Source organism: Micromonospora marincola, assembly GCF_056150385.1.
Genome location: NZ_JAXCFT010000029.1, coordinates 12,922 through 31,385, shown reverse-complemented (window position 1 = coordinate 31,385; position 18,464 = coordinate 12,922). Strand labels below are relative to the sequence as shown.

General features: G+C 72.0%; 19 protein-coding genes, 1 tRNA gene and 1 other RNA gene. 15 read left to right on the top strand and 6 right to left on the bottom strand.

Annotation, left to right across the window (positions count from 1 at the left end):
* Positions 1 to 77 precede the first annotated feature (77 nt).
* Both SM450_RS30100 and SM450_RS30095 read right to left on the bottom strand, forming a co-directional pair.
* Positions 78 to 572, bottom strand: a complete 495-nt coding sequence (locus SM450_RS30100) for a hypothetical protein (RefSeq protein WP_474623179.1) — start codon at positions 570 to 572, stop codon at positions 78 to 80.
* Positions 573 to 604: 32 nt separating this feature from the next.
* Positions 605 to 1,219, bottom strand: a complete 615-nt coding sequence (locus SM450_RS30095; protein ID WP_474623164.1) for a hypothetical protein — start codon at positions 1,217 to 1,219, stop codon at positions 605 to 607.
* 129 nt (positions 1,220 to 1,348) lie between these two features.
* Here SM450_RS30095 and SM450_RS30090 point away from each other — a divergent pair, with 129 nt between their 5' ends.
* From SM450_RS30090 to SM450_RS30075, 4 genes are read left to right on the top strand one after another with little or no spacing between them, the layout of a single operon-like run.
* The gene (locus SM450_RS30090; protein ID WP_474623163.1) at positions 1,349 to 2,074 is read left to right on the top strand and encodes an ABC transporter ATP-binding protein; all 726 of its coding nucleotides are present in this window, start codon (positions 1,349 to 1,351) and stop codon (positions 2,072 to 2,074) included.
* On the top strand, positions 2,071 to 2,841 hold the full coding sequence (locus SM450_RS30085) for an ABC transporter permease subunit (protein ID WP_474623162.1): 771 nt from the start codon (positions 2,071 to 2,073) through the stop codon (positions 2,839 to 2,841). Before SM450_RS30090 ends, SM450_RS30085 begins: the two co-directional genes overlap by 4 nt.
* 17 nt (positions 2,842 to 2,858) lie before the next feature.
* Complete coding sequence (locus SM450_RS30080) at positions 2,859 to 4,184, top strand: sensor histidine kinase (protein ID WP_474623161.1); 1,326 nt, start codon at positions 2,859 to 2,861, stop codon at positions 4,182 to 4,184.
* A gap of 14 nt (positions 4,185 to 4,198) precedes the next feature.
* The gene (locus SM450_RS30075) at positions 4,199 to 4,843 is read left to right on the top strand and encodes a LuxR C-terminal-related transcriptional regulator (protein ID WP_474623160.1); all 645 of its coding nucleotides are present in this window, start codon (positions 4,199 to 4,201) and stop codon (positions 4,841 to 4,843) included.
* A gap of 2 nt (positions 4,844 to 4,845) precedes the next feature.
* On the opposite strand, the gene SM450_RS30070 is transcribed toward SM450_RS30075, so the two are convergent.
* Positions 4,846 to 5,364: an NUDIX domain-containing protein gene (locus tag SM450_RS30070; RefSeq protein ID WP_474623159.1), complete on the bottom strand. Its 519-nt coding sequence runs from the start codon at positions 5,362 to 5,364 to the stop codon at positions 4,846 to 4,848.
* Between the two features lie 411 nt (positions 5,365 to 5,775).
* Here SM450_RS30070 and SM450_RS30065 point away from each other — a divergent pair, with 411 nt between their 5' ends.
* Both SM450_RS30065 and SM450_RS30060 read left to right on the top strand, forming a co-directional pair.
* Complete coding sequence (locus SM450_RS30065) at positions 5,776 to 6,321, top strand: RNA polymerase sigma factor (RefSeq protein ID WP_474623158.1); 546 nt, start codon at positions 5,776 to 5,778, stop codon at positions 6,319 to 6,321.
* Positions 6,322 to 6,347: 26 nt separating this feature from the next.
* On the top strand, positions 6,348 to 6,908 hold the full coding sequence (locus SM450_RS30060; RefSeq protein WP_474623157.1) for a hypothetical protein: 561 nt from the start codon (positions 6,348 to 6,350) through the stop codon (positions 6,906 to 6,908).
* A gap of 61 nt (positions 6,909 to 6,969) precedes the next feature.
* On the opposite strand, the gene SM450_RS30055 is transcribed toward SM450_RS30060, so the two are convergent.
* Positions 6,970 to 7,054 (bottom strand) — tRNA-Ser (locus SM450_RS30055).
* Between the two features lie 81 nt (positions 7,055 to 7,135).
* Here SM450_RS30055 and ffs point away from each other — a divergent pair.
* The 9 genes from ffs (at position 7,136) to SM450_RS30010 (ending at position 17,242) form a co-directional block, all read left to right on the top strand.
* Positions 7,136 to 7,225, top strand: an RNA gene (gene ffs, locus SM450_RS30050) — signal recognition particle sRNA small type.
* A gap of 108 nt (positions 7,226 to 7,333) precedes the next feature.
* A complete protein-coding gene (locus tag SM450_RS30045) occupies positions 7,334 to 10,087 on the top strand; it encodes a DNA polymerase III subunit gamma and tau (RefSeq protein WP_474623156.1) in 2,754 nt (917 codons plus the stop codon).
* A gap of 108 nt (positions 10,088 to 10,195) precedes the next feature.
* Positions 10,196 to 10,504, top strand: a complete 309-nt coding sequence (locus SM450_RS30040; RefSeq protein WP_269694699.1) for a YbaB/EbfC family nucleoid-associated protein — start codon at positions 10,196 to 10,198, stop codon at positions 10,502 to 10,504.
* Between the two features lie 8 nt (positions 10,505 to 10,512).
* Complete coding sequence (gene recR, locus SM450_RS30035) at positions 10,513 to 11,106, top strand: recombination mediator RecR (protein WP_013289050.1); 594 nt, start codon at positions 10,513 to 10,515, stop codon at positions 11,104 to 11,106.
* 184 nt (positions 11,107 to 11,290) lie between these two features.
* Positions 11,291 to 12,961 (top strand): ABC transporter substrate-binding protein, encoded by a 1,671-nt coding sequence (locus SM450_RS30030; RefSeq protein WP_474623155.1) that lies wholly within the window; start codon positions 11,291 to 11,293, stop codon positions 12,959 to 12,961.
* 103 nt (positions 12,962 to 13,064) lie between these two features.
* The gene (locus SM450_RS30025) at positions 13,065 to 14,072 is read left to right on the top strand and encodes an ABC transporter permease (RefSeq protein ID WP_281586169.1); all 1,008 of its coding nucleotides are present in this window, start codon (positions 13,065 to 13,067) and stop codon (positions 14,070 to 14,072) included.
* Positions 14,069 to 15,109, top strand: a complete 1,041-nt coding sequence (locus SM450_RS30020; RefSeq protein ID WP_474623154.1) for an ABC transporter permease — start codon at positions 14,069 to 14,071, stop codon at positions 15,107 to 15,109. The genes SM450_RS30025 and SM450_RS30020 overlap by 4 nt, the downstream gene beginning before the upstream one ends.
* Before the next feature lie 43 nt (positions 15,110 to 15,152).
* Entirely contained in the window at positions 15,153 to 16,139 is a 987-nt protein-coding gene (locus tag SM450_RS30015; protein ID WP_474623153.1) for an ABC transporter ATP-binding protein, read from the top strand.
* Positions 16,136 to 17,242 carry an ABC transporter ATP-binding protein gene (locus SM450_RS30010; protein WP_474623152.1) on the top strand — a complete coding sequence of 369 codons (1,107 nt, stop codon included), beginning with the start codon at positions 16,136 to 16,138 and terminating at the stop codon, positions 17,240 to 17,242. Before SM450_RS30015 ends, SM450_RS30010 begins: the two co-directional genes overlap by 4 nt.
* A gap of 47 nt (positions 17,243 to 17,289) precedes the next feature.
* Here SM450_RS30010 and SM450_RS30005 read toward each other — a convergent pair whose 3' ends face one another.
* Both SM450_RS30005 and SM450_RS30000 read right to left on the bottom strand, forming a co-directional pair.
* On the bottom strand, positions 17,290 to 17,766 hold the full coding sequence (locus tag SM450_RS30005) for a hypothetical protein (RefSeq protein ID WP_474623151.1): 477 nt from the start codon (positions 17,764 to 17,766) through the stop codon (positions 17,290 to 17,292).
* Entirely contained in the window at positions 17,748 to 18,407 is a 660-nt protein-coding gene (locus tag SM450_RS30000) for an HNH endonuclease family protein (protein WP_474623150.1), read from the bottom strand. Before SM450_RS30000 ends, SM450_RS30005 begins: the two co-directional genes overlap by 19 nt.
* Positions 18,408 to 18,464 lie beyond the last annotated feature (57 nt).

Below are 18,464 nucleotides of genomic sequence, written 5' to 3'. Positions count from 1 at the left end.
GGTGGCCGATGACGTTCTCTCCCTCAAGGACTGGTCGAGGTGTCGTGTCGGTCACACCGGATCGCGGGATCTGTCGGTCAGCAGGGGCCGTAGCCCTCGTCGAAGAGGCGGCGGGCCCAGTCCGCGTACCCGGCGATGATTTTTCGGACGGTGACGCCGTCGTGCAGGAACAGGTATCCGCGGTCGCCGTCGCGGGCCAGCAGCCCGGCGAAGCGGTGGCTGCCGGGCGGCGCCGGCAGCGCGGCGGCGCCGGGGTACGCGGCGCGCACCTCGGCGACCGGCGTGCCGGCGCCGATGCCCTCCGGCGTGGTCATCGGGTCGTCGAGCCAGAGCAGGACGAGCCGGTCGTCGACGAAGATCGGGCTGACCGAGCCGTGGCCGGCAAGCGTGGGCCCGCAGGCGTCCTCGTCGGTGCGCAGCAGGCCACGCCGGGTCAGGTCGTCCTCGGTGGCGCCGAACTCCGCGTTGCGCAGGCCGTTCAGGCTTACCACCTCGGCGGCGCCGACCGGTCGGGCCGCCACGTTCGGCTCCTGTGGACGGACGCCGCTCCCGGCGGCGGAAGCGGCGACCAGCAGTGCGGCTATAAAACCGAATTGTCGTAATTTCATGTAATCCCCCAGTCCCCAACGGGGCCGGGGCGAAGAGGTTGCTGGTGCGGGCCGGATTGGCGCGATTCCCATTCGTCGGCCAGCTCGTCCCAGTAGTCGGCGGACAGCCCCCGCCGGCCGTGCGCCAGCCAACCGTCCGTGTCGCGTTCCAGGTGCAGGCCCAGCTCGGCGAACGGGTCGATCCACGCGCCCGGCTCGACCCCCAGCCGGGCCAGCGCCGCGTTGATCGGCCACTCGGCGCGCGGCCGGTCCAGCGCGCCGTCGTGACGTGGCCCCCAGCTCACCTCGCCGCCCAGCCACACCACCGCCGCCTGGTGGCCGAGCCCGCCGGCGAACTCCGCCTCCAGGTAGGCCACCGGCCCGCTCCTCGACCAGCGGGCCAGCAGCTCCGCCAGCGGCGGGGCGAGGACGAGCCGGAACGGACGTACGGCGCACGGCTCGTCGGTGGCGAAGTCCGGCGGCGCACCGGTCAGCTCCGCCACGAGCTGCGGGGTGACCGGCAGCAACGCGAAGTCCTGCCGGAGCGCGGCAAGCACCGCGTGGTCCAGGTCGGCGGTCTGCTCGCGGAGCAGCTCGACGTCCGCGACCAAGGCGCTGAGCTGGTAACTCATCCGATCCCCCAGGTGCGTCCACAGGCTGTGGATAGAACATGTGTACGACGGGTGTGGTGGAAAACCCCCGGCCGGAGCCGGATGGTTTCCGGCTTCCGACCGTCGGCGGCGCTGCCTAGCGTCGATTGTGTGATCGAACTACGTGAGCTGACCAAACGCTACGGGGGCCGGGTCGCCGTCGACGGCCTGAGTGTCCGGGTCCAGCCGGGCACGGTGACCGGCTTCCTCGGCCCGAACGGATCCGGCAAGTCGACGACGATGCGCATGATTCTCGGCCTGGACGCCCCGGACCACGGCGAGGCGCTTGTCGACGGCGTCCGGTACCCGGACCTGGCCTGGCCGTTGCGGACCGTCGGCGCGCTTCTCGACACCGGGGCGTTCCATCCCGGCCGCAGCGGGCGCGCACACCTGATGGCCCTGGCCGCGAGCAACGACATCCCCGCCGCCCGGGTCGAGCGGGTGCTGCGCGTCGTCGGGCTTGCCGACGCGGCGACCCGGCGCGCCGGCACCTACTCGCTCGGCATGCGCCAACGGCTCGGCGTCGCGGTGGCCCTGCTCGGCGACCCGGGCGTCCTCCTGCTCGACGAGCCGGTCAACGGGCTGGACCCGGAGGGCATCCGCTGGATCCGGGACCTGCTGCGCGGGCTCGCCGCCGAAGGCCGGACCGTGTTCGTGTCCAGCCACCTGATCGCCGAGATGGCGCTGACCGCGGACCGGCTGGTGGTCATCGGTCGTGGCCGGCTGCTGGCCGAGACGACAGTCGCCGAACTCGCGGCCGGCCACGACAACCTGGAGGACGCCTTCCTCCGGCTCACCTCACCGGTCACCGACCATCGCGCGACGGGAGTGTCATGAACAGGTACGGATTCCGGCACGCGGCCCGGATGGAGCTGGTCAAGCTGGGCAGCGTCCGGTCGACGTGGTGGCTGGCGGGCGTGACGGTGGTGTCGATGGCGGCGGCCGGGGTCGGCGTGGGACTCGGCTACCGGTCGCACACCCCGACCGCCACCGCCGCCCAGATCCTCGACAACAGCCTCGGCGGCGCCATCCTGGCCCAACTGCTCCTCGGCGCGCTCGGCGTCCTCGCGGTGACAGGCGAATACGGCACCGGGATGATCCGCTCGACGTTCGCCGCCGTCCCGCGACGTCGTACCGTCCTGGTCGCGAAGGCCGCCGTGTGCGGGGGCGCGGCCCTCGCCGCCGGCCTGGCCGCGAGCTTCGCCGGCTACCTGGGTGGACAGCTCGCGATCCGCGGCACCGCCATCCCGGCCGCCTCCCTCACGGACCCGGAGATCCTCCGCGCGGTGCTGCTGACCGGTGGATACCTGGCCGCCACCGCGCTGATCGGGGTGGGCATCGGGACTGTCGTACGACACTCCGGCGCCGCGATCGGCACGCTGTTCGCGCTGATGTTCGTCCCGACGATCGTGATCGGTCTGTTCGGCGAGAGCGGAATCGCCGTCGGCCGCTTCGTCCCGCTGCTGATGCTGCTCAACTCGGTCGCGGTGACCGCGCCGATACCCGGGCTGTTCGCCGGCTGGGTGAGCGTGCTGCTGATGTGCGGGTACGCGGCGGTGGTGCTTCTGTGCGGCGGCGTACTGCTCCGCCGGCGCGACGCGTGAGCGGCGACAATGGGCTGATGACCGCGCTGCGCGCCCCGTTCACCGGGCCGGCCCTGCGCCGGGCGGTGTTCTGCCTGGTCGGCGTGCTCAGCGCGGGGGCGATCCTGGCCGTGCCGGCGCTCTTGCCGGCCCTGGGCGCGTTCATCCTCTGGGCGACCGGGGGCATGTCCCGGCAGCCCGCGCCGGCCGTCGCGCCGATCTTCCTGGTGCTCTTCCCGCTCACCGTCGCGCTCCTGGTCGTGCTGGCCGCCCCGATCGGGCGCGCGACGGGCGCGGCGCACCGCCGGCTCGCGTACCGGCTGCTCGGCGTGCGTGTGGACGCACCGCCACCCCGGCCCTCGAAGCGGCTCGGCGCCCTGGTCGCCGACGGGCCCGGCTGGCGTGCCGTCGGATACGGCCTGCTCAAGGTGCCCCTGGCCATCCCGCAGGGGTACGGCGTCTTCTGCTACGTGCTCGGCCCGGTCAACCTGAGCTACCCGCTGTGGTGGCCGCTGTTCCGCAACCACCCGCCCGGCACCCGCCTCGGCCCGGTGTGGGCGCTGACGCCGTTCGGCGCGATCGGCGCCCGGACGTTCGCCGGCACGTTCCTCATCGCCGCGGCCGGCCTGGCCATGCTGCTTGTCGCGCCATGGTTGACGCGGGCCGGTACGACAGCGGACGTGGCCGCGATGCGGCGGCTGCTCGGCCCGCGCCGGCTCGCCGAGAGGGTACGCGAACTCCAGGTCAGCCGCGCCCGCGCGATCGACGACGCGGCCACCATGATGCGCCGGCTGGAACGGGACCTGCACGACGGCGCGCAGATCCGGCTGGCCACGCTTGCGATGAACCTCGGCATGGCGACCGAGAAGCTCGGCGCGGACGGCCCGCCACCGGACCTCGCGCAGGCCCGGGAACTGGTCGCGCTCGCCCACCGGGGCGCGAAGGACGCCCTCGCCGACCTGCGCGACCTGGTGCGCGGCATCCACCCGCCGGTCCTCGACAACGGTCTCGGTGACGCGTTGGCGACGCTCGCCACGAGCAGCGCCGTCCCGGTCGCGGTGACAGTCGAGCTGCCCGCCCGCCCGGCGCCCGCGATCGAGACCATCGCCTACTTCTGCGCCGCCGAACTGCTCGCGAACGCGGCCAAGCACAGCCGGGCGACCCGGGTCGGGCTCGACGTCGGCGGATCCGGCGACGGCCTGACGCTCACCGTCACCGACGACGGCGTCGGCGGCGCGTACCCGGACGGCCCCGGCCTCTCCGGCCTGGCCCGCCGCATCGCCGTCGTGGACGGCCGGATGCGCGTGCACAGCCCGGCCGGCGGTCCGACCCGGGTCGAGATCGAACTGCCCACACACGTGTGAACGGAGACGACGACATGCGGGTGGTGATCGCGGAGGACGCCGCGATGATGCGCGAAGGGCTGGTCCGGCTGCTCACCGACCGCGGTTTCGAGGTGTGCGCGGCGGTGGCCGACGCGGACGCGCTGCGGACCGCGGTCGCCGACATCGTGCCGGACGTGGCGGTCGTCGACATCCGGATGCCACCGACGCACACCGACGAGGGGCTGCGCGCCGCCATCGACATCCGGCGCGACCAGCCCGGCGTCGGCGTGCTTGTCTTCTCCCAGTACGTGGAGACCCGCTACGCGACCCGCCTGCTCGCCGACCGGCCCACAGGCGTCGGCTACCTGCTCAAGGACCGGGTGGCCGACGTCGCCGACTTCGTGGACGCGCTGACCCGGGTGGCATCCGGCGGCACCGCGCTGGACCCGGAGGTGGTCGGCCACCTGATGCGGGCCGGGCGGGACACGACCGGGGTGGCGTCACTGACCCCGCGGGAACGCGAGGTGCTGTCGCTGATGGCGGAGGGACGATCGAACGCCGGGATCGCGGCGGCCCTGGTCATCACCGCCGGAGTCGTCGAGAAGCATGTGGCGAACATCTTCGCGAAACTCGGCCTGCCGGCCTCGGACAGCGACAACCGCCGCGTCCTGGCCGTCCTCCGCCACATCGGCGGCTGACCTCACGCGGCGGCGGCGCCGCCGACGAGATATCTCGGACGTCCGTCGGCGAGCGCAGCCGCCGCGTGACGCAACCGCTGCCAGATGTACGGGCGCAGCAGCGCCCGCGCGTCGTCGAGCGCCACGAAACGTGCCTCGGCCAACTCGTCGTCCGCCGGTCGCGGTGGCACCGGGGAGGGCAGCACGCCCCCGTCGAAGACGAACATCAGACTGTCGTCCCACGGGCCGTGCGGGGCCACCCAGTCCACCACCAGCATCGGGCCGACGTGCAGAACCAAGCCGAGTTCCTCGCGAAGCTCCCGCTCGGCGGTGGCGTGGGGCGACTCGTTCGCCTCCGACATACCACCCGGCAGGTCCCAGTCCGGCTTGTAGCGCGGGTCGACCAGCAGGACCTCGCCACGCTCATTGCGCAGCAGCACGTCGACGCCGACCCGTTTCCGGGGCTGCCGCGCGTTGCCCTCGGCGAGGTGGGCCTGCCAGGCTGCCGGATCTCGCTCGTACAGGGGACGCTCGTCGGCCATGACGGCCATTGTCGGCGCTCCTCATCCGGTCGGCAGCGGCAGCGTCAGGGACCAGAACGTGACCGGAACCTCGGGTGGGACGACGATCCGGTCCCGCTCGGCGCGTTGGCATGCGGCGCACCGCCCCGAGACGTTGTCCGCCGCCGGATTCGCCCCGCAGCGTGCGCAACCGGCTCGCCTCGACGTCATCGGCTCATTCAACCGCCTCTGTGGCTGCCGGGTATACGGGCGGCGCATATGGCGACCGGGGTCTGGGCGTACGGCAACGGGGGCCGGCCTTCTTGCGATCAGGTCGTCACCACACGGATACCACCGGGGGCGAAACACCGGCGGGGGTTCTCGGCATAACCAGGGCAGGCAATCGCCAACTGGAGGTCGCGAGCTTATGAACGCACAAGGAACGGAGTGCCGGTGAGGTCCGATGTCGAGTTACTCGAATCGTCCGGGCATGACGCCCGGGCCTTCCGCGAACTGTACGAACGCCACGCACGGGCGATCCACGGCTTCTTCCGCAGGCGGACCGGCGACCACGAGACGGCGCTGGACCTGACGGCGGAAACCTTCGCCCAGGCATGGGAGTCGCGGGGACGGTTCGACGACAAGCGCGCCGGATCGGTGGGTTCCTGGCTGTTCGGCATCGCCCGCAACCTGCTGCTGCGGTCGGTGCGCGAACACCGGTTGGCCATCGAGGCCAGCACCCGGTTGCGGGTCCGCGCGGAACGCGCCGCCGTGGAGCCGGACCAGAGCTGGCTCGACGGGCTGGACGCCGACCTGGAAGCGGCCCTCGCGGCGCTGCCGGCCACCCAACGGACGGCGGTCGAGCTGCGGGTGCTGCACGAGCAGCCGTACGAGCGGATCGGCGCCGCCCTGGACTGCTCCCCGGTCGCGGCCCGCATCCGCGTGTCCCGTGGCCTCGCCTCCCTGCGCACCCTGCTCCGCCCGACCCGGTCGCTCTGACCCGTCCATCGAAGAAGGAGTCCCCCATGACCAGTCGACCGCACCCGGACCTGGCCCGGCTCGGTAACGAACTGGAACACGCCGTCGCACGCAGCATCGGCACGGCCGGCGCGAGCCGGCGACGCTACCGCAGGTCCGGTTCGCGCGTCGGGCTCGTCGCGGCGATCACCGGCGCGGTGATCGCGGCCGGGGCCGGTACGGCCGTCGCCGTCAACTATTTCACCGGGGAGACCGTGGCCCGCGGTATGCCCGGCGCCGCGGTGATCTTCGAGGGCACCGACCCGTCCTGCACCACGACGGACCACGTCGTCTTCGACTGCGTCCTGAGCCGTGCCCCGCAGGTGGACACGCGCCCCAATCCGATCACCGCGAAGAAGCTGGGGTACACGCCGACCCCCAGACCCCTCGACCTCAGCGGCACCAAGGAGGCATTCGTCGACGAACAGCGCCGGATCGCCGGCGGGTGCGTCGGCGTGGACGCCGCCGGGATGCGGTGGACCTGCTACGTGGGCCAGCGCGCGGTGACCGAGGAGATCATCGGGCCGAACCTGCTCGGTCAGTACCTGCCGACGCCGACCGGCGGTTGACCGAACGGCGAAGGGCCGGCCCTGGTGGGGCCGGCCCTGTCGTTTTTCCCGCTCAAGAGAGCGGAGGATACGAGATTCGAACTCGTGAGGGTGTAAACCCAACACGCTTTCCAAGCGTGCGCCCTAGGCCTCTAGGCGAATCCTCCGCGAGCCAGGATACAGGTCCCGCGACGGTGGGCCACCCCACCCTCCCGGAAGATCCACACGGCTTCGGGTAGGCTTGGCGTCACCTCCCGTGCGGCGGTATCTCGTGAACCTCCCCAGGGCCGGAAGGCAGCAAGGATAAGCGAGCTCTGCCGGGTGCACGGGAGGCCTTTTTGTCTCCCAGGCCAGGTAACGTCGCCGTGGGTCGAGGCTCGCCGGTGGTGGGTGGTCACCGGCGGCCGACCGGCGCAGAATGGCTCGGTCGAGAGGAGGCGGGACGGGTGGCACTGGCCCTTTACCGCAAGTACCGGCCCCGTACGTTCGCCGAGATGATCGGCCAGGAGCAGGTCACCGAGCCGCTGTCGCAGGCGCTGCGCAGCGGCCGGCTGAACCACGCGTACCTCTTCTCCGGCCCCCGCGGCTGCGGCAAGACCTCAAGCGCCCGGATCCTGGCCCGTTCGCTCAACTGCGAGCAGGGCCCCACCCCCGAGCCGTGCGGGCAGTGCGACTCGTGTCGCGGGCTGGCCCCCGACGGCGGCGGGTCGATCGACGTCATCGAGATCGACGCGGCCAGCCACGGCGGCGTCGACGACGCCCGCGAGCTGCGTGAGAAGGCGTTTTTCGCGCCGGCCCGCAGCCGCTTCAAGATCTACATCATCGACGAGGCGCACATGGTCTCGACGCAGGGCTTCAACGCCCTGCTCAAGCTGGTCGAGGAACCCCCGGAATACGTCAAGTTCATCTTCGCCACCACCGAGCCGGAGAAGGTCCTCGGCACCATCAGGTCGCGGACCCACCACTACCCGTTCCGGCTGTATCCGCCGAAGGTGGTCCGACCGTACCTGGAGCAGCTGACCGAGGCCGAGGGCGTCAGGGTCGAACCGGCGGTCTTCCCGCTTGTGGTGCGCGCCGGTGGCGGCAGCATGCGGGACAGCCTCTCCGTGCTCGACCAGCTCATCGCCGGCGCCGGGCCGGAGGGGGTCGGCTACGCCCGGGCCGCCGCGCTGCTCGGCGTCACCGACGCCGCGCTCATCGACGAGATGTGCGACGCGCTGGCCGCCGGGGACGGCGCGGCCACGTACGCCACCGTCGACCGGGTCGCCGAGGCCGGCCACGACCCGCGCCGGTTCGCCTCCGACCTGCTGGAACGCCTCCGCGACCTGATCGTGCTCCAGCAGGTGCCTGATGCCGCGGCCAAGGGCCTCATCGACGGCCCGGCCGACCAGATCGAACGGATGGCCGCCCAGGCCCAGCGGCTCGGCCCGGCCACCCTGTCCCGCTGCGCGGACATCGTGCACAACGGCCTGGTGGAGATGCGCGGCACCACCGCGCCCCGGCTGCTGCTGGAGCTGATCTGCGCCCGGATGCTCCTGCCCGGGGTCGACGACTCGTCCGGCGGCCTGCTCCAGCGCCTGGAGCGGATGGAGCGCCGGCTCACCCTCGGCGGCGCCGAGTCACCGCCGGTCGCGCACGCCGGGCCCACCCCGGAGGTACGCCCGGCGGCTTCCGCCCCGGGCGCGGCTGCCGCCGCGATCCACCCGGAGACCGCCGGCACGCCGGCGGCTGCCGATGCCCCGACCGGCGCCGCCGCCGCCCGCGCCGCCGCTCTGGCGGCCGGCTCCCGTTCCGCCTCGCCCACCGGCGCCTCGCCCACCGGCGCCTCGCCCACCGGCGCCCCGCCCACCGGCACCCCGGACACCGGTGGCCCGGACACCGGTGGCCCGAACGCCGGTCCGGTCGGCTCCGGCACGGCCGGCGGTCCGGCCGACTCCGGCGCTGCGCCCGGTGGCCCGGTGGGTGACCGACCCGCCTCGGGAGCGCCGGTCGGACGACCCGTTCCGGCCTCGGCGGTGATGCCCGACCCGGCGACCCCCGAGCCGCCCCGCCCCGGATCCGCCGGGCCCGGCGCGCTGGACGCGGTCGCGGTGCGGCGGGTGTGGTCGGACATCGTGGCCAAGGTCAACCGGATCAAGAAGCCGGCCGCCGCGCTGATGCGGGACGCGGTGGTCCGCGACGTGGACGGCGAGACCCTGGTGCTGACCGTCAAGTCGCCGGTGCTCGCCCAGATGATGGCCGCGCAGACCTCGGTCCTGGCCGAGGCGCTCTACGAGGAGTTCGGCGGGCGCTGGCAGATCCGCTGTGAGGTGGCCGGCGAGCGGGGTGGCGCCTCGCTCGGCGGCCCGGTCCGCCCGTCCGCCCCGGCCCGTCCGGCCACCGGTCCCGACAGCCCGGCCTCCGGTCCCGGCGATGTGACCGGCTCGCCCGGTGCCGATCGTCCGGCCGGTGGCGGCGGCCCCGGGGCCGCCTCCGGTGCCAGGCCGGGTCGGAACGCGCCGCCCGCTGCCGGTGCCGGCCGGGCCGGTGCGGGCGAGAGCGCGAACGGCTCGGCGCGACGGCCCGGCACCCGGCCGGCCGGTGACGTGCCGGCGAGTCCGACCGCGCCGGCCGCCACCGACGACGAGGACTGGCCGGAGGCCGCTCGTCCCGGCGGCGAGGCGAACGCGGCGGACCGGCCGGAGCCGGCGGCCCGCTCGGGTGGCACCGGCGCGGCGGTGCGTTCGGCCGGCGCCGAGGACTGGCCGGAGGCAGCCCGTCCGGGCGGGGCCACGGCCACCGCGACGGCGGCTCCCGCCGTACCCAGGCCGGCCGGACCTGCGGCCACGCCTCCGCCGCCCGCGAAGGGTGCCGGCGGCGGGCCGCGGAACAGCGCGATCGCGGCGGCCCGGGCAGCCGCTGCCGCGGCGGGTAGTGGGTCGGGCAAGGGCCCACGCTCGGCGTCGCCGGGCCGACCGGCCGCGGATGCCGAGTGGGCCGGTGAGCCGCCCTACGACCCGGACTTCGACGGGCCGATCCGGCCCGGCCAGCGCGCCGCGCCCCCGACGGCCCCCGCCTACGAGGGCTTCGACCCGGGTGACGAGCCGTTGGACGAGGTGATCGACGAGCGGACCGCCCGGCAGTCCAGCGAGGAACAGGCGGTGGCGCTGCTGCGCGAGGCGTTCGGGGCCGAGACGATCAACGAGGTCGACGCGCGCTGAGCGCGCGTCGACCTCGAAACAGCGGTGCCGTGCCCCGACTAGGCTGGGCGCGGCCGAGCAGACGAGTGCGAGAAGGAGCGGTCCGTGCGCCCAGGTGGACAGCCGAACATGCAGCAGATGCTGAAGCAGGCGCAGAAGATGCAGCAGCAGATCGCCAACGCCCAGGCCGAGTTGGCCGAGGCGGAGCTGACCGGCACCGCGGGCGGTGGCCTGGTCACCGCCACCGTCGCCGGCACCGGTGAGCTGAAGGCGATCAAGATCGACCCGAAGGCGGTCGACCCGGAGGACGTGGAGACCCTGGAGGACCTGGTCGTCGCGGCCGTGCACAACGCCGCCGAGGCGGCCCGGGAGCTGACCGAGAAGAAGATGGGCCCGGTCGCGGGCGGGATGGGCGGCCTCGGCCTGCCCGGTTTCTGAGCCGGCAGATGTACGAGGGTGCCATCCAGGACCTGATCGACGAGCTGGGGCGGCTGCCGGGCGTGGGCCCGAAGAGCGCCCAGCGGATCGCGTTCCACGTCCTGTCGGCCGATCCGGCCGACGTCAACCGGCTGGCCGGCGCGCTGCGCAAGGTCAAGGACCTGGTGCGGTTCTGCACGACCTGTTACAACGTGGCCGAGTCCGAGCAGTGCCGGATCTGCCGCGACCCGCGGCGTACCGATGAGGTGCTCTGTGTGGTCGAGGAGCCGAAGGACGTGGTGGCGATCGAGCGGACCGGCGAGTTCCGCGGGCGCTACCACGTGCTCGGCGGCGCGATCAATCCGCTGGAGGGCATCGGCCCGGACAACCTGCGGATCCGTGAGCTGATGACCCGGCTGGGCGGCGGCGAGGTCCGTGAGCTGATCCTCGCCACCGACCCGAACACCGAGGGCGAGGCGACCGCCACCTATCTGGCGCTGATGGTCAAGCCGATGGGGATCGCGGTGACCCGGCTGGCCAGCGGCCTGCCGGTCGGCGGCGACCTGGAGTACGCCGACGAGATCACGCTTGGTCGCGCCTTCGAGGGGCGCCGGGCGGTCTGAGCCTGTGGCCTGGTGGTGGGTGGTGTGCCCACCGCCAGGCCATGGTGCGAGGCGGTCTCGGAAGGTGTCGGCTTGATAGCGATTGCCCGGCGCTCTTTCCACTTCTATGTGACATGCCATAACCTCCCGCTCACGGACTGAGTCACAGCTCGGCGTGAATACATGCGCATGACAGAGGTGAGAGATGCAGGCGAGCAGGCTGAAAACGGCCGTGGCCCTCGCGGCCGTGGCCGCCCTGGCGGTCGGTGCGTCCGGCTGCGCCAAGAGCGATCGCGAAGACGGGGGAGGGGACGCCAAGACCGGCGGCACCTTCGTCTTCGCCGGCGCCGGGGACCCGAAGAACTTCGACCCGATCTTCAACGACGACGGTGAGTCGTTCCGGCCGATCCGCCAGATGTACGACACCCTCGTGCAGAACAAGCCCGGCACCGCCGAGCTGCAGGGTGCCCTGGCGGAGAGCTGGGAGCACGACCCGGACGGCAAGGTCTGGACCTTCAAGCTCCGCAAGGGCGTGAAGTTCCACGACGGCACCGACTTCAACGCCGCCGCGGTCTGCTTCAACTTCGACCGCTGGTTCAACATGAAGGGCGCCGCCGCCCAGTCGCAGATGATCTACTACTCGGACACCTTCGGCGGCTTCGCCAAGAACGAGGCCGAGGGCGTCGGCGACCCGGTCTACAACAAGTGTGAGGCGACTGACGACGGCACCGCCGTCGTCACGATGAACAAGTACAAGGGCGCCTTCCCGGGCGCCTTCGCGCTGACCGCGCTGTCGATCGCCAGCCCGGACGCGCTGAAGAAGTACGACGCCGACACGGTCAAGCAGAACGGCGACTCGTTCGAGTACAGCGCGTTCGCCAACGAGCACCCGGTCGGCACCGGCCCGTTCAAGTACGTGGGCTGGGACAAGGCCAAGGGCGAGATCACCCTGGAGCGCAACGCCGACTACTGGGGCGAGAAGGCCAAGGTCGACAAGCTCGTCATCAAGGTCATCAAGGACGAGAACACCCGTAAGCAGGAGCTGCGGGCGGGCACCGTCCAGGGCATCGACTTCCCGGCCCCGGCCGACCGGAAGGCGCTGGCGGGTGAGAACTTCCAGGTGCTCGACCGCCCGGCGTTCAACATCCTCTACCTCGGCTTCAACCAGAAGAACCCGAAGCTGAAGGACCTGAAGGTCCGGCAGGCCATCGCCTACGCCCTCAACCGTGAGCAACTGGTCCAGACCAAGGGCCCGGGTGGCACCAAGGTCGCCGACGAGTTCATGCCGGACACCGTGCTGGGTTACGCGCAGGACGTGCAGAAGTACGAGTACAACCCGGACAAGGCCAAGCAGTTGCTGAAGGAGGCGGGCGCGGAGAACCTGTCGCTCAACTTCTACTACCCGACTGACGTCTCCCGGCCGTACATGCCGAACCCGCAGGAGATCTTCACCGTGCTCGCCAACGACCTGCAGGCCGTCGGCATCAAGGTCAACGGTGTGGCCCGCCCGTGGAACGGTGGCTACAAGGACGACGTGCAGCAGTTCGGCAAGCACGACCTGCACCTGCTCGGCTGGACCGGTGACTACAACGACCCGGGCAACTTCGTCGGCACGTTCTTCGGCCGCGAGAAGGTCGAGTTCGGTGACAAGGGGATGACCGAGATGTTCGACGCCATCACCAAGGCCGACGGCACGGTCGACGAGGCCGGCAAGAAGGCCGCCTGGGAGCAGGTCAACCGCGACATCGCCGCCAAGTGGCTGCCGGCCGTGCCGGTGTGGCACGCCCCGCCGGCCATCGTGGTCACCAAGGACGTCAAGGGTCTCGTCGCCAGCCCGCTCACCGACGAGCGCTTCAACACCGTAAGCGTCGGCTGAGGCGTTACCCACCGCTGACGCGACACGCGGAATCGGCCCGGGCCGGGCTCTCTCTCCCGGCCCGGGCCGACCCGCTGTTCAACGAGAATCTGGTGTGTGAGAGATGTTGCGAGTCATAGTTCGCCGCCTGCTGCAGCTGGTGGTGACCCTGATAGGGCTGTCCGCGCTTGTCTTCATCTGGCTGCGGAACCTTCCCGGCGGCCCGGTCGAGGCGCTGCTCGGTGAGCGGGCCACGCCGGAGCGGCGGGCCCTGCTGATCAAGGCCCTCGGCTACGACCAGCCCGTCCTGGTGCAGTACGCGAAATTCATGCAACGGCTGCTGACCGGCGACTTCGGCAACTCGATCCGGAGCGGCGACCCGGTCACCGAGGTGATCGGCCGCGCCTTCCCGGCCACCGTCGAGCTGGCCGCCGCCGCCATGATCATCGCGATCGGGCTCGGTGTGCCGCTCGGCTACCTCGCCGCCCGGCACCGCGGCCGGCTGCTCGACAACCTGAGCATCGGCGGCACCCTGCTCGGCATCTCGATCCCGATCTTCTTCCTGGGCTATCTGCTCAAGGACGTCTTCACCCAGAACATGCACCTGTTCCCGCCGTCCGGCCGGATCAGCACCGGGGTGGACAACACAGACGTCACCGGCTTCTTCGTGCTTGACGGTCTGCTCACCCGGGAGTTCGACGCCACCGGCGACGCGCTGTGGCACCTGATCCTGCCGGCGCTCACGCTTGCGACCATCCCGCTCGCGGTAATCGTCCGGATCACCCGGGCCAGCGTGCTCGACGTGCTCAACGAGGACTACGTCCGCACCGCCGAGGCGAAGGGACTGCGACACAGGACCATCCGGGGCCGGCACATCCTGCGTAACGGCCTGCTGCCGGTGGTCACCACCATCGGCCTGCAGACCGGCGCGTTGCTCTCCGGCGCCGTGCTCACCGAGCGGGTCTACAACTGGGGCGGTCTCGGCACGCTCATCTACGACTCGATCAGCGGCGGCCGTGACTACCCGGTGCTCCAGGCGCTGATCCTGCTGGCCGCGCTGGTCTTCGTGTTGGTCAACCTCCTGGTCGACCTCTCCTACGCCTTCATCGACCCGAGGGTGCGTGTGCGATGAGCGATCCGATCATCCAGCCCACCGTGGGCGCCCAGCGCGAGAGCGTGGACCCGTCGGCCGTCACGGAGAAGCCGGAGGGCACCCTGCCCCGCGGCCTGGACCGGCTCGGCGAGCGCAAGCGCGCCCGGCTGGAGCAGTTGGCCCAGGCCACCGCCGACAAGGGTGGCGTGAGCCTGGTCCGGGACGCGTTCCGCCGGCTGCGCCGCAACCCGACCGCGATGGTCGGCGCGTCCATCGTGGCGCTCTTCGTCCTGGTGGCGATCTTCGCGCCGTTGCTCGCCCCGCACGACCCGGCGCAGCGGTTCGACGAGCTGACGAAGAACCTCACCGTCGACAACATTCCCGGCGCGAGCAGCGAGTTCCCGCTCGGCTCCGACCCGCTCGGCCGGGACTTCCTGTCCCGGATGATCCACGGCAGCCGGCAGACCCTGTTCGTCGGCGTGCTCGCCACGCTGATCGGGCTGGCCCTGGGCGTGCTTGTGGGCGCGCTCGCGGGCGCGTTCGGCGGTTGGGTCGACAACATCCTGATGCGCTTCACCGACGTGATGCTGGCCCTGCCGGCGCTGCTGCTGGCGATCAGCCTGGTGGCCATGGCCAGCCGGTCCAGCCAGTGGACGGTCATCCTCGCGGTCGCCATCGTCAACGTGCCTATTTTCGCCCGGCTGTTGCGCGGTTCGATGCTCGCCCAACGGGAGAGCGACCATGTGCTTGCCGCCCGCGCGCTCGGCGTCAAGCGCGGGGCGATCGTGCTGCGGCACATGCTCCCGAACGCGATGACCGCGGTGATCGTGCAGGCGACGCTCACCCTCTCCACCGCGATCCTGGAAGCCGCGTCACTGTCCTTCCTCGGCCTCGGTGACCCCGACATCAACCGCGCGGAGTGGGGCCTGATGCTTGGTGTGGACGGTCAGCGCTACTTCGAGGTCCGGCCGGAGCTGGCCTACTTCCCGGCCGTCGCGATCATCGTGGTCGCGCTCGGCTTCACCCTGCTGGGCGAGGGCATGCGCGAGGCCATCGACCCGAAGAGCCGGCGGTGACGGCGGTGTGGACCCATGACCAGCACGGTGAGGAAGTGACCCGATGAGCCTGCTCGACGTACGCGACCTGAGCGTCGTGTTCCAGCGCCGCGGTGAGCGCCCGTTCACCGCCGTCGACGAGGTCAGCTTCAGCGTGGAGCCGGGACAGACGGTCGGCCTGGTCGGCGAGTCCGGCTGCGGCAAGAGCGTCACCAGCCTGGCGATCATGGGCCTGCTGCCGAAGCGCGGCAACAAGGTCACCGGCGAGGTGAACTTCGACGGGGCCGACCTGCTGAAGCTGCGTCCGGAGGACCTGCGGGACCGGCGCGGCCGGGACATCGGCATGATCTTCCAGGACCCGCTGTCCTCGCTGAACCCGGTCATCCCGATCGGCACCCAGGTGGCCGAGGTGCTCGAACGGCACCGCGGCATGGACCGCAAGGTGGCGCTGAAGGAGGCCCGGGAGCTGCTCGACGCGGTAGGAATCCCGGACCCGACGCGGCGGCTCAAGGAATACCCGCACCAGATCTCCGGCGGCATGCGGCAGCGCGCCCTGATCGCCATCGCGCTCGCCTGCAAGCCGCGGCTGCTGATCGCCGACGAGCCGACCACCGCGCTTGACGTGACCATCCAGGCGCAGATCCTCACGCTGCTCAAGCAGCTCGTCGACGAGACCGGCACCGCGCTGATCATGATCACGCACGACCTGGGCGTGGTGGCCGGCCTCTGCGACACGGTGAACGTGCTCTACGGCGGCAAGATCGTGGAGCGGGCGGCCCGGCACGAGCTGTTCGCCCGGCCGCGGCACCCGTACACGCACGGGCTGCTCAGCTCCGTGCCGAGGCTCGACTCGCCCCGGGGCGAGCCGCTGCACGCCATCCGTGGCTCGGTGGCAGACAACATCCCGTGGGCGGAGGGCTGCGCGTTCGCGCCCCGGTGCGACAACGTGGTGGACGCCTGCCTCGACGGGACGCCCCCACTGGAACCCACCGCGAACGGCGGCGACCTGCGCTGCAACAACCCCGTTTCCGAGGAGGTGGCGGTCCCGTGACCGAGTCGACCGAGCGGACCGGACCCCTCGTCGAACTGCGCGACGTCAAGGTCCACTTCCCGATCAAGAGCGGTGTGCTCTTCGACCGGACCATCGGGCACGTCTACGCCGTCGACGGGGTATCGCTCTCCATCAACAAGGGCGAGACGTACGGGCTGGTGGGTGAGTCGGGCTGCGGCAAGTCCACCCTGGGCCGGGGCCTGCTGCGGCTTGTCGAGCCGACCGACGGCGAGATCGTCTTCGACGGCACCGACCTCCGCGCGCTCAAGGACGAGCCGATGCGCCGGATCCGCCGCCGCATCCAGATGATCTTCCAGGACCCGCTGTCCAGCCTCGACCCCCGGCAGTCGGTGGAGTCGCTGCTCGTCGAGGGCCTCAAGGCGCACGGCCTGGCGAAGGACAGGGCGGCCGTCGGCAGGCGGCTGCGGGAGGCGCTCGCCGCGGTCGGCCTGCCCGCCTCGGCGCTCAGCAAGTATCCGCACGAGTTCTCCGGCGGCCAGCGCCAGCGCATCGGCATCGCCCGGGCGCTGGTGCTCGAGCCGGACCTGATCGTCGCCGACGAACCGGTGTCCGCGCTCGACGTGTCCATCCAGGCCCAGGTGCTCAACCTGCTCGACGACCTGCAGCAGGAGCGCGGCCTCACGTACCTGATCATCGCGCACGACCTGGCGGTGGTCCGGCACATCGCCGACACGGTCGGGGTGATGTACCTCGGCGGTCTGGTGGAGGAGGCGTCGAGCGACGACCTCTACCGGGAGCCGATGCACCCCTACACCAGGGCGCTCATGTCGGCGGTGCCGGTGCCCGACCCGCAGGTCGAGGACCGGCGGGAGCGGATCCTGCTCGCCGGCGACCTGCCGTCACCGGCGAACCCGCCGGCCGGCTGCCGGTTCCACACCCGCTGCCCGTGGGCCCAGCCCACCCGGTGCGTCGACGAGCGGCCCGCGCTGCGCGAGGTGCTCGACGGGCACCGGGTCGCCTGCCACTACGCCGAGGACATCGCGGCCGGCCGGATCCGGCCGCACGAGGTGGAGCCGGAGCTGGTCCGGCCGGACGACGGCGCGGCGCCGGGCGACACGGGCGAACTCATCCCGACCCCGTGACACGAGGACGCGTCGGCCCCGCACCGGGGCCGACGCGTCGCCTCGGATCAACCCTCGGGGCGGTTCAGCAGACCCACCGCGACCGTGTGCACCGCGTCCAGCGCGGCCGGCTCGGCAAGCGGCGCGGTGCCGCCGGTGACCACGTACCACTCGTCGGCGTCCTTGTACTGCACCCGCAGCGTCACCCGGCCGTCGGCGTGCTCGGTACGCAACGTCAACTCGCCTGTCACCACGCCGGCCTCGTCGGTCATCACCCCGCCCGGACCGGCGGTGATGTCGGTGGCGCGGGATGCGGGACCACCCGGCGCCGGGCCAGGCGGCGCACCAGGTGCCGCGTCGGCGGACATGCCCGCCCCGGAGACGTCGGCGGGTGCCGGCTGCCGGCCGTCCGCGGTCATCCCCGCCGAGGCCGGACCGGCCGGGGTCGGGTCACCGCCGGCCGCCGGGGGTTCCCCGGCGGTGGTGTCCGGCGTCGGATCCGGGGCCGGTGTGCCACCCGCCCCGGTCACGGCTTGCTCGCCCATGTGCAGCCCTCCAGCATGTCGGTGAGGGCGGCCTTCTCGGCACTCGTCACCGTCAGCCGCCAGTAGTGCTTGACCGTTACCCAGTCCGCCGCGTACTGGCACCAGTACGACCGGTTCGTCGGCTTCCACTGGGACGGGTCCTGGTCACCCTTTGACCGGTTGGAGCGCGCGGAAACCGCGATGAGCTGCGGTCGGGTCAGGTCGTTGGCGAAGTCGCCGCGCTTCGAGTCGTCCCACTCGTCCGCGCCGGAGCGCCAGGCGTTCGCCAGCGGCACGGTGTGGTCGATGTCCACGTCCGACGGGTCGGTGAGCGCCACCCCGTCGTACACGCTCTCCCAGCGCCCACCGACCACGTTGCAGCCGGAGAGCTTGATGCCCTCACCGTCCTGCTGGAGGACGCTGTCCCGCACGTCACAGTTCTTGCCGGTGTCCCGCCAGTGCGGGAACCGGGAACGGCTGTAACCCTTCATCGACGCGGCAGTGGCCACGGTCAGCTCGCCGAGCTGCTGGTTCACGTTCCCCGAGGCACTCGGCGGCGCGTCCGGCTCGGTGACCGCGGGGTCACAGCCGGCCGCGCCGAGGGCGAGCACCGCGCTGAGCGCGGCGGTCAGCCCGGCTCGAAATCCTGATCTCGTACGCACAGACGACACCTCTCCAGCTTGCGTGCTCCGGGCGAGTCCGCACAGTACCCGGCGGCG